Consider the following 13,269-nt stretch of genomic DNA (forward strand, 5'->3'; position numbering starts at 1 on the left):
GTCAGACACCAGAGTGAAAAATGGAAAAAGGTTTTGCCACCTCTTGTAAAGTAATCATTACTATAGCGGCAAATATTTTCCACACCAGAGTGCCTGACGCGTAACTTCTGTTAATTTTGAAATCGCAGGCTATTTAGTTTTTTGTATCGCGGCGGGCACTTTTTGGACGAAAAGCTGCTACCACATGATCATGCGTTTCCACGTAAGGTCCGTCGAGCAACTGGATACAGTAAGGCACGCTGGCGAAAATACCGGAAACAATCACCTTCCCCTCTGCATCTTTCAGGCCTTCCAGCGTTTCCTGAATTGATTTCGGCTGACCGGGTAAATTGAGGATCAGCGCCTGTTTGCGGATTACCCCAACCTGACGCGATAAAATCGCCGTCGGCACAAAGTGCAGGCTAATCTGGCGCATCTGCTCACCGAAGCCGGGCATTTCACGATCGGCCACCGCCAGCGTGGCATCCGGCGTAACGTCACGGCGTGCGGGGCCGGTTCCGCCGGTAGTCAGGACCAGATGACAGCCACTCTCATCGACCAGTTCGCTGATCGCCTGTTCAATAAGCGGCTGCTCATCGGGGATCAATCTTGTTTCCAGTTTGTACGGCGTAATAAGCGCTTTCTCCAGCCACTCTTCTAACGCCGGAATACCTTTATCCTGATAAACACCGTTTGACGCGCGGTCCGACACCGATACCAGACCAATTCGGAATGTATTCATGCTATTTCTCCACAGCATTTTTCTTCGTAATTTGTCTCAGTATATCGGTAACCGGCCGGTGGTTTTATCGCAGGCACAAAAAAAGCGGCTGATTAGCCGCTTTTTGTCGAAAACTGAGCGCTGATTACAGCAGATCAGAAATCATTTTTTCCAGTTTACCCTGGTCAACTGCAAACTTACGGATACCGTCAGCCAGTTTGTCGACAGCCATAGGATCCTGGTTGTGTTCCCAGTAGAACTGAGGTTCAGTCAGTGGCGCAGGACGTGGTTTAGTTTCACCGGAGAAGGACAGTTTGCGCTCCAGCGGACCTTCGCTTTCTGCCAGCTCTTTGAGCAGCGCAGGGGCGATAGTCAGACGGTCACAACCCGCCAGTTCGATGATTTCGCCGATGTTACGGAAGCTTGCGCCCATCACGACTGTTTCGTAGCCGTGTTGTTTGTAGTATTCGTAGATTTCGGTCACAGACACAACGCCCGGATCTTCATTCGGCGCGAACTCTTTCTTATCGCCATTGGCTTTGTACCAGTCGAGGATACGGCCAACGAATGGAGAAATCAGGAACACGCCTGCTTCTGCACAAGCGCGAGCCTGAGCGAAGGAGAACAGAAGGGTCAGGTTACAGTTGATGCCTTCTTTTTCCAGTTTTTCCGCAGCGCGGATACCCTGCCAGGTAGAAGCCAGTTTGATCAGGATACGGTCGTTGGTGATGCCCGCATCGTTATACAGTTTGATCAGACGTTTAGCTTTGGCCACGCTCGCGTCAGTGTCGTAAGACAGACGGGCATCAACTTCAGTTGAAATGCGGCCCGGGACCAGTTTCAGAATTTCCAGACCGATGTTTACTGCCAGTTTGTCAGCTGCATCAGTAATCTGCTGATCGTGATCGCTGCTCTGGTCACGTGCCCAGGCGATTGCTTCGTCGATCAGTTTACGGTATTCAGGAATTTGCGCAGCGCTGAGGATCAGTGACGGGTTGGTGGTCGCATCCTGCGGCTGGTACAACTTCATTGCCGCGATATCTCCGGTGTCAGCAACAACCTGAGTCATTTGGCGTAGGGAAGTCAGTTTATCGGTCATTTTGGCATATCTCATCGTTTGGACGTTTTCGTATAGGCATTTTCATGCCTTGCCTTTGGCTGATGATAACATGCAAAAAGCCACGCGCAAGGCGCATCTCGCGGCATGCTCGGCTACGAACATCTATGGATTTATCACCTTCCAAAACACACAAATTCAGCCAAAATGCATATGTCACCCATTTGATAAAAAAGGTATGTTAGCCATCCAAAGTGGTCATTGCCCTTAAGCCAATTAATAAAAACGATGAAGGGTAAATCAACCAAGGACAATTCATGAATGACTTGCTGGAATTTTTCGACACAATTCTCTGGAGCACAATCCTGATTTACCTGCTGTTTGGCAGCGGTATTTATCTCACTTTCCGTCTTGGGTTCATTCAGTTTCGTCGTTTTGGCCACCTTTTTTCTCCGTCACTTTTTAAACGCAACGCCGCTCCCCGCGGAACATCCTCCTGGCGCGTACTTTGTCTGAGTATGGCTTCACGAATGGGTACGGGTAACCTGACGGGCGTGACCATTGCGATTGCGCTGGGCGGGCCGGGAGCCATTTTCTGGATGTGGATTATTACTCTCTTCAGTATGGCTACCGCGCTGACAGAAAACACGCTCGCCCAGATTTACAAAGGCACCAGTTCACGTAACAAATTTCGCGGTGGCCCGGCAGATTACATGGAAAAAGGGCTGGGAATGCGCTGGATGGGGATCCTGTTCTCTTTCCTGATGGTACTTTCCTGCGGCTTTATTTTCAGTGCGTTACAGGCTAATTCGATTGCCCAGGCATCATTCCATCTCCTGCATGTTCCGCCGCTGACAACCGCCTGTATTTTAGCGGCACTGGTGGCATTGCTGATTTTCGGTGGAATTCGTGCTGTCACCTGGCTGTCCAAATGGATGGTCCCTCTGATGGCTTTTGCCTGGTTGCTGCTGGCAGTTTGGGTCATTGGCCATCACGTTGACAAACTTCCCCAGGTGTTCGTACTGATATTCAAAAGCGCCTTTGGCTTGCAGGAAGCTGCGTCCGGCGCGCTGGCTTACGGCGTAACTCAGGCGATCACTCAGGGTATGCAGCGCGGGGCTTTTGCCAGTGAAGCCGGTGTCGGTTCATCGCCAAATGCCGCGGCGATGGCAGGCGTCAGCCACCCGGCGGCAGCGGGATTTAACCAGATGCTGGCGGTATTTATTGATACGGTGATTATTTGCACGGCGACTGCGCTAATTATTTTAACGTCCGGCGCTTTAGATATTGCCGGAGCTCCCAGCGGAGTTCGCCTGCTCCACCTGGCTATCGCCCCGGCAGTGCCTGAGTGGAGCTCGGTTATTCTGGCGATGCTGGTGTGCGCCTTTGCGTTCACTTCAATCGCCGGCAACTACGTGTATGCCGAAAACAATCTGAGTTTTGTTCACAGAGCCGCACCGGTTAAGTTGCTGATTTTCCGGTTGCTGGTGATTACGATGGTTTTTGGCGGCTGCCTGATGGAACTCCAGATCCTTTGGAAGCTGGCTGATATCTTCATGGCACTGATGGCCATACTTAATCTCACTGCCCTGTTGCTGCTTTCCGGCATCGCGGTAAAAGTGGTTAAGGATTACGAGCGGCAGCGGCGGATGGGGAAAATACCCGTTTTCAATCCTGATCATTACCCTGAATTACGCGGCCAGCTCGAACCAGGCGTGTGGGATAAAACCTCATCTCCACGCTGATTTCCTGAGCTTTTGCCTATCAGTATCATGCCCCCATTGCAGTGACTTTTTTGCTACAGTATGGCAACGAAAAATTCCGAATTTGAACCGTCACTGACCAACGGACGAGACTATGCTGACCATTATTTCACCTGCTAAAACGCTCGATTACGAAAGCCCGCTTGCGACAACGCGCTATACCCAACCGGAGCTGCTGGATAAATCCAGTCAGCTGATTACCGTGGCGCGTAAAATGTCCCCGGCGCAGATCTCTTCACTGATGGGGATCAGCGATAAACTGGCCCATCTGAACGCCGAACGCTTCAATGACTGGCAGCCGGATTTCACGCCGAAAAATGCCCGTCAGGCGCTTCTGGCCTTTAAGGGTGATGTGTATACCGGGCTGCAGGCGGAAGATTTCAGCGAGAAAGATTTCGATTTTGCCCAAAAGCATCTGCGCATGCTGTCCGGTTTATACGGCCTGCTGCGTCCGCTGGATTTGATGATGCCTTATCGTCTGGAAATGGGGATCCGTCTGGAAAACCCGCAGGGCGCGAATCTTTATGCATTCTGGGGCGATTTACTGACCGAGAAACTCAACCTGTTACTCAGCGAACAAAAAAGCAAAGTCCTGGTGAATCTGGCGTCTGACGAATACTTTAAAGCGGTTAAGCCTAAACTGCTCGACGGCGAAATCATCAAGCCGGTGTTCCTCGACGAGAAAAACGGTAAGTACAAGGTCATCAGCTTCTACGCCAAAAAAGCGCGTGGCCTGATGAGCCGTTTCATTATCAAAGAGCGTCTGGATAAGCCGAAACAGCTTCAGGATTTCAATCTGGAAGGTTACGAATTTGATGAATCACGTTCACAGGGCAATGAGCTGGTATTTACCCGTCCTGAGCGCTGATTTGTCTGAGCTGCAACCATGAAAAAAGCCCTCATGAAGAGGGCTTTTGCATTTCTGAAGCACAGTCGTTATTCAGGCAGCGCCATCAGGAAGGCACGCATTTCACTGAAATCAGCCGGAAGGTTATGCGACAACAACGGAAGATCAGCGCGATCCGCCAGTTCTTTCGGTAAACCGATGTCCTGATCCAAAATCGCTTCCACGCTTTCCTTGAATTTCGCCGGATGCGCAGTACCGATGAACAGACCGAATTCGCCCGGTTGCAACTGGTCACGCAACACACGATAAGCAATCGCCGCGTGAGGTTCAGAGATATATCCGATATTCGCCAGCTCGCGCATCGCGTCTTCGGTGGTGTCGTCACTGACCGCGCCAAAGCCCAGATCTTTCAGTTGCCAGGTTTTACGACGATACAGCTCTTCCACACGTGGCCAGTTATTTGGCTGGCTGACGTCCATTGCATTCGACAACGTCGCGACGGTTTTCTTCGGATCCCACTCGCCGCCAGACAGGAAACGCGGCACGGTATCATTGGCGTTGGTCGCTGCGATGAAGCGTTTCACCGGCAGGCCGAGAGATTTCGCCAGCAGACCGGCCGTGAGATCCCCGAAGTTGCCGCTTGGCACGGAAATTACCAGCTGATTACGTGCTTCCTGTGGCAACTGAGCCACTGCTTCAAAGTAGTAGCAAATCTGCGCCAGCAGACGGCTGATATTGATGGAGTTCGCCGAGTTCAGCTTCAGCGCGTGTTTCAGTTCTTCATCATCAAACGCCTGTTTGACGAGCGCCTGACAGGCATCAAAATCACCGTCGATAGCGACAGTGTGAATGTTACCGCCCAGCGTACAGAACAGTTTTTCCTGCAACGGGCTGATTTTGCCACGCGGATACAGAATAACCACGCGAACGTTTTTCAGACCGTGGAAAGCGTGCGCCACTGCTGCGCCGGTATCACCGGAGGTTGCGGTCAGAATGGTGACCGGCTGATCTCCTGAAACCTGCGTCAGGATCTGCGCCATGAAACGGCCACCGAAGTCCTTAAAGGCCAGGGTCGGGCCGTGGAACAGTTCCAGACAGGCAATGTCTTCTTCCACTTTCGCCACCGGTGCAGGGAACGTAAACGCGTTTTTCACACGCTGATGCAATTCCTCTTCAGGAATTTCATCGCCGATGAAAGCGGAAAGAATACGGCTGCTGCGGGTGACGAAATCCAGTTCCAGCAAGCGGTCAATTTCAGTCAGTTCAAATTCCGGCAGTTCCAGCGGGAAGAATAAACCCTGCTGTTTTCCAAGCCCTTGTTTGACGGCCTGAGCAAAGCTGACCTGCTCGTTGTGATCCTTCAGGTTGTACAGTTTCATTAGTTATCCCAATAAATTATCGAGTTATCCCAATACCCGCGCACCCGCGGTATCAAGACGACAAATATGAACAAAGCCTTCGTCATTTTGCAGATAGTGAGTCTGCAGCCAGTCAGCCATACGTTTCGCTGTGGCGCTGTCGTTACACACCGTAAACAGCGTCGGACCGGAACCCGAAATTCCGCAAGCCAGCGCACCAATTTCTTCTGCGGCGCTGCGTGCTTCTGCAAAGCCCGGAAGCAGACGGGTGCGGTAAGGTTCAGCAATCACATCTTTCATCAGTTTCGCAGCCAGCGCTGGTTGCTGCGTGTGACAGGCATGAATAAAGCCCGCCAGATAGCGCCCGTGGCTGATGCAATCCTGGCGGCGATACTGCGCAGGTAAAATAGCACGCGCTTCTGCCGTCGACACTTTGATGCCCGGATACGCCATTACCCACAGCCAGTCGTCAAAGCTGGGCACGTTCTGGCTGATGATATCGAGTTCTTCCAGCATCAGCTGAATGCCGCCCAGATAGCAGGGCGCGACATTATCGAAATGCACGCTGCCGGAAATACGCCCTTCCAGCTCGCCCATCAGCAACAGCATCTGGTTTTCATTGAGCGGCTTACCGCAAAATTCATTCATCGCCATCAGACCGGCGACCACCGAACAGGCGCTGGAACCCAGCCCGGAACCGATCGGCATGTTTTTTTCCAGCGTCATCGCCACCGGCACTTCCTTGCCGATTTCCTGACAGAAACGCTGCCAGCACTGATAAACGATATTGTCTTCCATGCGGTCAGGCAGTTTAGACACAAACTTGCCCTCGTTTTTCAGACTGAATTCTGTGGCCGCTTCAACAGAAACGCAGTCGCCCAGCAGAGTGCCATCTACCGGGGACACAGCCGCGCCCAGAACGTCGAAGCCTACGCTGACGTTCCCGATTGAAGCCGGGGCATACACCTTAACCATATTAAACTCCTAACTTCCATGACAGCGTTCTCAAAAGATCGGCAAACACACCTGCCGCCGTCACATCATTCCCGGCGCCGTAGCCACGCAGAACCAACGGCAACGGCTGATAATAGCGGCTGTAAAACGCCAGCGCATTCTCACCATTTTTTACTTTATATAGCGGGTCATTACCATCGACGGCGTCGATTTTTACCTTGCACTGACCGTCTTCGATAGCACCGACATAACGCAATACTTTGCCTGCGGCGGTAGCATCAGCCACGCGTTGCGCGAATTCCGCGTCCAGTTCCGGCAAACGCGCGACAAAATCATTCACGTTTCCTTCGCTGTTAAAGGAAGCCGGTAAAACAGATTCCACATCGATATCCGACAGTTCCAGTTTGTAACCGGCTTCACGTGCCAGAATCAGCAACTTACGCGCCACGTCCATACCGGAAAGATCATCACGGGGATCCGGTTCGGTATAGCCCATCTCCTTCGCCTGCAAGGTCGCGGCGGAGAGTGACATGCCTTCATCCAGCTTACCGAAAATAAACGACAGCGAGCCGGAGAGAATTCCGGTGAAACGCATCAGTTCATCACCGGCGTTAAGCAGGTTTTGCAGGTTCTCAATGACCGGCAAACCCGCGCCAACATTGGTGTCGTAGAGGAATTTACGGCGTGAACCATCCGCCGCTTTACGCAACTGATGGTAGTAATTCATGGAAGAGGTGTTGGCCTTTTTGTTCGGTGTGACGACGTGGAAACCGTCGGCAAGGAAATCAGCATACTGATCAGCCACTTCCTGACTCGACGTACAGTCGACGATCACCGGATTCAGCAGGTGATATTCTTTCACCAGACGGATCAGACGCCCCAGATTCAGCGGCTCTTTCGCAGCAGCGAGCTCATCACGCCAGGTTTCCAGCGCAATACCGTGAACGTTGGTCAGTAATGCGCGGGAATTCGCGATGCCGCATACCCGCAGATCGATGTGTTTGGTTTTCAGCCACGCCTGCTGACGACGGATCTGTTCGATCAATGCCCCGCCCACGCCACCGACGCCGATCAGGAACACTTCGATCACCTGATCGGTATTGAACAGCATCTGATGGCTGACGCGCACGCCGGTAGTCGCATCGTCATTATTGACGACCACGGAGATGGAACGTTCGGAAGAGCCCTGAGCGATCGCCACGATATTGATATTGGCGCGGGCCAGTGCCGAGAAGAATTTCGCCGAAATACCGCGCAGAGTACGCATGCCGTCGCCGACAACGGAAATCACCGCCAGCTTTTCCATGACGTCCAGCGGCTCAAGCAGGCCGTCTTTCAGCTCAAGATAGAACTCGTCTTCCAGCGCTTTACGGGCGCGTTGCAGTTCGCTTTGTGGCACACAGAAACTGATGCTGTATTCGGAAGAAGACTGCGTGATCAGCACCACGGAAATGCCGGAACGGGACATCACAGCAAATACGCGCGCCGCCATGCCGATCATCCCTTTCATTCCCGGACCGGAAACGTTGATCATCGCCATGTTATTCAGATTAGTGATGCCTTTTACCGGCGTGCTGTCATCAAGACTTTCACTGCCAATCAGGGTACCCGGCGCCTGCGGGTTAGTGGTGTTTTTAATCAGGCAAGGGATCTGGAACTGGGCAATCGGCAGGATGGTACGCGGGTGAAGGACTTTCGCGCCAAAATAAGAAAGCTCCATCGCTTCCTGATACGACATCGATTTCAGCAAGCGGGCATCGGGTACAGTGCGCGGGTCACAGGTATAAACGCCGTCAACATCAGTCCAGATTTCGCAGCAGTCAGCGCGCAAACAGGCGGCCAGTACGGCGGCTGAATAGTCAGAGCCGTTACGGCCCAGCACCACCAGTTCACCCTTTTCATTACCGGCAGTGAATCCGGCCATCAGCACAATGTGATCGGCAGGAATGGCGCTGGCAGCGATACGGCGGCTGGATTCGTTGATATCCACGGTGGATTCAAGGTAATGCCCCTGAGCAAGCAACTTTTCAACCGGATTAATGACGGTGACGCCGAAACCTTTCGCCAGAAATACCGCTTCCATGATGGCGATAGAGAGCTTCTCGCCACGACAGATAATGGACGCGTTGACACTGTCCGGACATTGGCCCAGCAGGGTAATGCCATGCATCAGCTGTTTGAGCTGAGCGAATTCCTGATCGACAAACGCTTTCACCTTTGGCAAATCAAAGCCAGGCTGCGCCGCTGCCAGACCGGTAATCAGCTGACCAAAAATGTTTTCTGCATCGCTCATGATGGTCTGAATGTCCTGTCCTGCGACAGTTCGCTCAATCATGGCAACCAGATAGTTGGTAATTTTGGCAGGCGCGGATAAAACCGTTGCGACCTGTCCCTGACGCGCATTGCTTTCCATAATGTCCGCAACCCGCAAGAAGCGTTCTGCGTTTGCTACTGAGGTCCCGCCAAATTTCAACACTCGCATTTCTGGTACTCTCCTGAAGCTCTCGTTTAAATGTAAAAAAAAAGCCCGCACTGGTTAGGTGCGGGCTTTTTTTCTTTTTCCTGTACGCGTCAGCCCGCCCCGTTACCTGTGGTATCGGTGGTGGTAATAATTGTTGTATTCAGGCTGATGATTCGCATTTTTATTTTCTGTCTGTCTTAGGGTTTGTACTCTGTCTGCCTCTATTAGCTAAAGCATAAGGCACGACAAGTCAATTTTTTTCTGTTTTTGCCCGGTTAACCACGGACAAAATCAACTGTATAATTCTCTGCCATTCAAACCCTTTCCAGTGCGATCGGCAACTCTGTTCTTATCACACCGGATATCGAACTGTTCAGGCAGAAAATCCCCTCACATCATGAGGTCAGCTTTTTTTCGATGTCATGCAGCAAAGTATGCAGCATTGCGGCGTCGCGCTGCTGCAAAAGACCAAGGCGCTGATGCAACCAGTCGGACAATTTCTGGTCATCTTCTGCCCCGACATTTTCCAGCAAACGCCCGACTCTGGCACGCAACGCGGAAAGCTGTCCTGCCTCGGCAATTTCAGGTTTTGCGGACGTCACCTGATTCAGCGAAGAGAGCTGATAGCAGAATACCATTACCGCCTGCCCCAGATTGAGTGACGGGTAATCTGCCACCATCGGTACGCCGGTCAGCACATCCGCCAGTTCCAGCTCTTCATTCGTCAGGCCCGAATCTTCACGGCCAAACACCAGCGCAGCATGATTCACCCATTCGCTCTTTTCTTCGAGCTGAACCTGCAATTCCTGCGGCGTACAGTAATAGTGAAATTTAGCCCGGCTGCGGGCGGTGGTGGCCACCGTAAAATCGATATCAGCCAGCGCTTCGGCAAGAGTATTGAAATGAAGCGCATTTTGCAGGATCTCCTGCGACCCATGCGCAACCCAACCGGCTTCCGGCCTGAGATGCGCCTCGCTGTCGACAATACGTAACGATGCGAAGCCCATGGTTTTCATTGCACGGGCTGCCGCACCGACATTTTCCGGGCGAGCCGGCGAAACTAAAATAATATGAAGTTGCATATCGGGCCTTTGCAAATGGGAAAGAAATTGCCGTCAGTATTTAAGCGATGAAATTTTACCCTGTTCCAAATCTATTCATGGCTTATATTCTTCACAAGAACTTAACAGTCGGCTGAATATATTCCTTTATTTTATCGGAAAACCTTACCTTGCAGGTAAAAAAGGTGCTGGCCCGATTAAGCAAACATGAATGAAAAATTTATCATTATTTTTCATATGGATATATAATAAGGAACCATCATCATTTTGCATTTATCTGCCGATTCTTAATCATTTGCTGAATCGTGTACAATAAATGCCGAAATGTGACTCAAGCGTGCATTCTTGTAAGTGTTTTTCACTGTTCTGTTACCGTGCTACAATTGAACTTGATATATGTCAACAAACCGTAATTTTGTTGGGTGGTAATTTCGGCACTCGCTGTTATATTGCTGTTAATAGGGTTAGGATATGCGCCGCTTTAGGACCCCGTGGAACTGCAGAAAGTGGAATCCCTGACCGAGCTTGCGATGTTGTTGTCGTTGATGGAAATTGCATCGAGAACGCGTTTACGTACTTTAGTCATGTAACGAGTGAGATGCCCAATAAAGCATCAAAATTCTCTGGGATAACAAGGACTTCTGTACTCCTATTTTCTATTTGTTGGCAATCTTAGGTAGCAATCATGCAGACCCCTCACATTCTGATCGTCGAAGACGAGTTAGTGACACGTAATACGTTAAAGAGCATTTTTGAAGCAGAAGGCTACATGGTACATGAAGCTAATGATGGCGCAGAAATGCACCATATTCTGTCCGAAAATGACATCAATCTGGTTATCATGGACATCAACCTGCCAGGCAAAAATGGCCTGCTGCTGGCACGCGAACTACGCGAACAAGCCAGCGTTGCTTTGATGTTCCTGACCGGCCGCGATAATGAAGTTGATAAAATTCTGGGTCTGGAAATCGGCGCTGATGATTACATCACCAAGCCATTCAACCCACGCGAACTGACTATCCGCGCACGCAACCTGCTGTCCCGCACCATGAATCTGGGCACAACCGGCGAAGAACGTCGTCTGGTTGAAAGCTACAAATTCAATGGCTGGGAACTCGACATCAACAGCCGTTCGCTGGTGAGTCCGCAAGGTGAGCAATATAAGTTACCGCGCAGCGAATTCCGCGCCATGCTGCACTTCTGCGAAAATCCGGGCAAGATCCAAACCCGTGGCGATTTGCTGAAGAAAATGACCGGCCGTGAGCTGAAGCCTCATGACCGTACCGTTGACGTCACTATCCGTCGCATCCGTAAACATTTCGAAGCGACGCCTGACACACCGGAAATCATCGCCACCATTCACGGTGAGGGCTATCGTTTCTGTGGTGATCTGGAAGACTAATACAGAAGGTTGCCAACCGCACTGTATCCGGTAAGACAGTACCTTGTGAAACCAAACGTCAAAGGCCAGCGAAAGCTGGCCTTTTGTTTTGTGCGCCTTGCTGAAAACTTACGGAGCGGTGTGCGCCCACGGAATAATCGGAACCGCGCTCAGGGCGTTTTTCGGTGAACCATCCACCACTTTATCGGAGTAGCTCAGATAAATAAGTGCGTTGCGATTCGCGTCATAAAAACGAACCACCTGCAGCTTTTTAAACACCAGCGATGTGCGTTTCTGAAAAACAACCGTTCCTTTGTCTTTACCTTGCTTAATCTTGTCGCTCAGCTCAATCGGCCCCACCTGCTGACAGGAAATCGCGGCATCAGCAGTATCTTCTGCCAGCCCTAAACCGCCCTTAATGCCGCCAGTTTTCGCACGACTGATATAACAAGTTACATTTTTAATATCAGGATCATCAAAGGCCTCAACGACAATCTTATGGTCGGGACCGAAGAGTTTGAAGACGGTATCGACGGAACCGACCTGCTCTGCATGCGCCGCTGTAGAACAAAAAGCAAACATCGAAAAAACAAAAATCCAACATCTATTCATTAAGTTACTCCACGTCATCAGCATGACGTTGTTTTCCAAAGAAACCCTGCGGAGAAAGCGTGTATTCACACTTTCGGAATGAAATACTCTGTAACACAGGCAAATAGCACAGATAGCCAAAAAAATCTTAGGAAGTCTTATCGGTAAAAAGTTGCTATTATGCCGCCCATCATTCTGTGCATTTATCTTAGTTCAACGAGGACGATCTATGGATCAAGCAGGAATCATTCGTGACCTTCTTAGCTGGTTAGAAACCCATTTAGACCAGCCCTTGTCACTCGACAATGTTGCAGCCAAGGCCGGCTATTCCAAGTGGCACCTGCAGCGAATGTTTAAAGATGTCACTAATAATGCCATTGGCGCCTATATTCGTGCCCGCCGGCTTTCAAAAGCGGCTGTTGCTTTGCGTCTCACCAGTCGCCCGATTTTAGATATCGCCCTTCAGTATCGTTTTGATTCTCAACAAACATTTACCCGGGCATTCAAAAAACAATTTGCACAAACACCGGCACTGTATCGTCGTGCTGAAGACTGGCATTCGTTTGGGATTTGTCCACCAATCCGTCTGGGCGCTTTTATTCTGCCGCAGCCTGAATATATCTCACTGCCGGAACAGCATCTGGTCGGGATGACACAGAGTTACGCCTGTACGCTGGAGCAAATCACCACGTACCGTAACGAGATGCGTCGTCATTTCTGGCGTCAGTATATTGGTGAAGCGAAAACGCTGCCGCCAATTCTTTATGGCCTGCACCATTCGCGTCCAAGCCAGGAAAAAGATGACGAGCAGGAAGTATTGTACACGACCGCTCTGGAAGCCCAGCACTTGCCGGAAAACGTTGAAGGTCAGCCGATTGTATTGCAGCACGGCGAGTACGCCATGTTCCATTACAATGGTACCCCGGAGCATTTGCAGGAATTCATTCTGACGTTGTACAGCACCTGTCTGCCAACATTGAAACTGACCCGCAGAAAGGGACAGGATATCGAACGCTTCTACACGAATGGCCGTGCCCCAGGCACTACGCCAACCGAACTGCAGTGTGATTACCTGATCCCAATCCGCCGCTAACGC

General features: G+C 51.0%; 12 protein-coding genes and 1 other annotated feature. Of the genes, 4 read left to right on the forward strand and 8 right to left on the reverse strand.

Features of this window, described 5'->3' with window-relative positions; genetic code table 11:
* Positions 1-133: 133 nt before the first annotated feature.
* Together mog and tal are read right to left on the reverse strand one after the other, a co-directional pair.
* Complete coding sequence (gene mog / locus J1778_RS20175; protein WP_217174679.1) at positions 134-721, reverse strand: molybdopterin adenylyltransferase; 588 nt, start codon at positions 719-721, stop codon at positions 134-136.
* A gap of 124 nt (positions 722-845) precedes the next feature.
* Complete coding sequence (gene tal / locus J1778_RS20180) at positions 846-1,799, reverse strand: transaldolase (protein ID WP_015698727.1); 954 nt, start codon at positions 1,797-1,799, stop codon at positions 846-848.
* Between the two features lie 275 nt (positions 1,800-2,074).
* On the opposite strand from tal, the gene J1778_RS20185 reads away from it, so the two are divergent.
* Positions 2,075-3,502: an alanine/glycine:cation symporter family protein gene (locus tag J1778_RS20185; protein WP_217174680.1), complete on the forward strand. Its 1,428-nt coding sequence runs from the start codon at positions 2,075-2,077 to the stop codon at positions 3,500-3,502.
* 112 nt (positions 3,503-3,614) lie between these two features.
* Positions 3,615-4,388 (forward strand): peroxide stress protein YaaA, encoded by a 774-nt coding sequence (gene yaaA / locus J1778_RS20190; protein WP_217174681.1) that lies wholly within the window; start codon positions 3,615-3,617, stop codon positions 4,386-4,388.
* Between the two features lie 68 nt (positions 4,389-4,456).
* Here yaaA and thrC read toward each other — a convergent pair whose 3' ends face one another.
* The 5 genes from thrC to J1778_RS20215 form a co-directional block, all read right to left on the reverse strand.
* The gene (gene thrC / locus J1778_RS20195; protein ID WP_217174682.1) at positions 4,457-5,746 is read right to left on the reverse strand and encodes a threonine synthase; all 1,290 of its coding nucleotides are present in this window, start codon (positions 5,744-5,746) and stop codon (positions 4,457-4,459) included.
* A gap of 24 nt (positions 5,747-5,770) precedes the next feature.
* Entirely contained in the window at positions 5,771-6,700 is a 930-nt protein-coding gene (gene thrB / locus J1778_RS20200; RefSeq protein WP_217174683.1) for a homoserine kinase, read from the reverse strand.
* Position 6,701: 1 nt separating this feature from the next.
* Entirely contained in the window at positions 6,702-9,161 is a 2,460-nt protein-coding gene (gene thrA, locus J1778_RS20205) for a bifunctional aspartate kinase/homoserine dehydrogenase I (RefSeq protein WP_217174684.1), read from the reverse strand.
* A 34-nt stretch (positions 9,162-9,195) separates the two neighbouring features.
* Positions 9,196-9,312, reverse strand: a sequence feature (Thr leader region).
* Positions 9,251-9,319, reverse strand: coding sequence for a thr operon leader peptide (gene thrL, locus J1778_RS20210; RefSeq protein WP_071823645.1), 69 nt, complete (start codon positions 9,317-9,319; stop codon positions 9,251-9,253). It overlaps the preceding feature by 62 nt.
* Before the next feature lie 216 nt (positions 9,320-9,535).
* The gene (locus J1778_RS20215; protein ID WP_217174685.1) at positions 9,536-10,222 is read right to left on the reverse strand and encodes a tRNA/rRNA methyltransferase; all 687 of its coding nucleotides are present in this window, start codon (positions 10,220-10,222) and stop codon (positions 9,536-9,538) included.
* Between the two features lie 664 nt (positions 10,223-10,886).
* Between J1778_RS20215 and arcA the strand changes: the two genes are divergently transcribed.
* On the forward strand, positions 10,887-11,603 hold the full coding sequence (gene arcA, locus J1778_RS20220; protein ID WP_112168192.1) for a two-component system response regulator ArcA: 717 nt from the start codon (positions 10,887-10,889) through the stop codon (positions 11,601-11,603).
* Between the two features lie 108 nt (positions 11,604-11,711).
* Here the strand turns inward: arcA and creA are convergent, their stop codons facing one another.
* Positions 11,712-12,194, reverse strand: coding sequence for a protein CreA (gene creA / locus J1778_RS20225; protein WP_217174927.1), 483 nt, complete (start codon positions 12,192-12,194; stop codon positions 11,712-11,714).
* A gap of 208 nt (positions 12,195-12,402) precedes the next feature.
* On the opposite strand from creA, the gene robA reads away from it, so the two are divergent.
* Entirely contained in the window at positions 12,403-13,266 is an 864-nt protein-coding gene (gene robA, locus J1778_RS20230) for an MDR efflux pump AcrAB transcriptional activator RobA (RefSeq protein ID WP_095924588.1), read from the forward strand.
* Positions 13,267-13,269 lie beyond the last annotated feature (3 nt).

The organism is Rahnella bonaserana (assembly GCF_019049675.1).
In the GTDB taxonomy this organism is placed as follows: Bacteria; Pseudomonadota; Gammaproteobacteria; order Enterobacterales; family Enterobacteriaceae; genus Rahnella; species Rahnella bonaserana.

What these genes read in the sequence shown, in the direction of transcription:
- mog (WP_217174679.1), bottom strand. Translation starts at nt 721, where the DNA reads ATGAATACATTCCGAATTGGTCTGGTATCGGTGTCGGACCGCGCGTCA.
- tal (WP_015698727.1), bottom strand. Translation starts at nt 1,799, where the DNA reads ATGACCGATAAACTGACTTCCCTACGCCAAATGACTCAGGTTGTTGCT.
- J1778_RS20185 (WP_217174680.1), top strand. Translation starts at nt 2,075, where the DNA reads ATGAATGACTTGCTGGAATTTTTCGACACAATTCTCTGGAGCACAATC.
- yaaA (WP_217174681.1), top strand. Translation starts at nt 3,615, where the DNA reads ATGCTGACCATTATTTCACCTGCTAAAACGCTCGATTACGAAAGCCCG.
- thrC (WP_217174682.1), bottom strand. Translation starts at nt 5,746, where the DNA reads ATGAAACTGTACAACCTGAAGGATCACAACGAGCAGGTCAGCTTTGCT.
- thrB (WP_217174683.1), bottom strand. Translation starts at nt 6,700, where the DNA reads ATGGTTAAGGTGTATGCCCCGGCTTCAATCGGGAACGTCAGCGTAGGC.
- thrA (WP_217174684.1), bottom strand. Translation starts at nt 9,161, where the DNA reads ATGCGAGTGTTGAAATTTGGCGGGACCTCAGTAGCAAACGCAGAACGC.
- J1778_RS20215 (WP_217174685.1), bottom strand. Translation starts at nt 10,222, where the DNA reads ATGCAACTTCATATTATTTTAGTTTCGCCGGCTCGCCCGGAAAATGTC.
- arcA (WP_112168192.1), top strand. Translation starts at nt 10,887, where the DNA reads ATGCAGACCCCTCACATTCTGATCGTCGAAGACGAGTTAGTGACACGT.
- creA (WP_217174927.1), bottom strand. Translation starts at nt 12,194, where the DNA reads ATGAATAGATGTTGGATTTTTGTTTTTTCGATGTTTGCTTTTTGTTCT.
- robA (WP_095924588.1), top strand. Translation starts at nt 12,403, where the DNA reads ATGGATCAAGCAGGAATCATTCGTGACCTTCTTAGCTGGTTAGAAACC.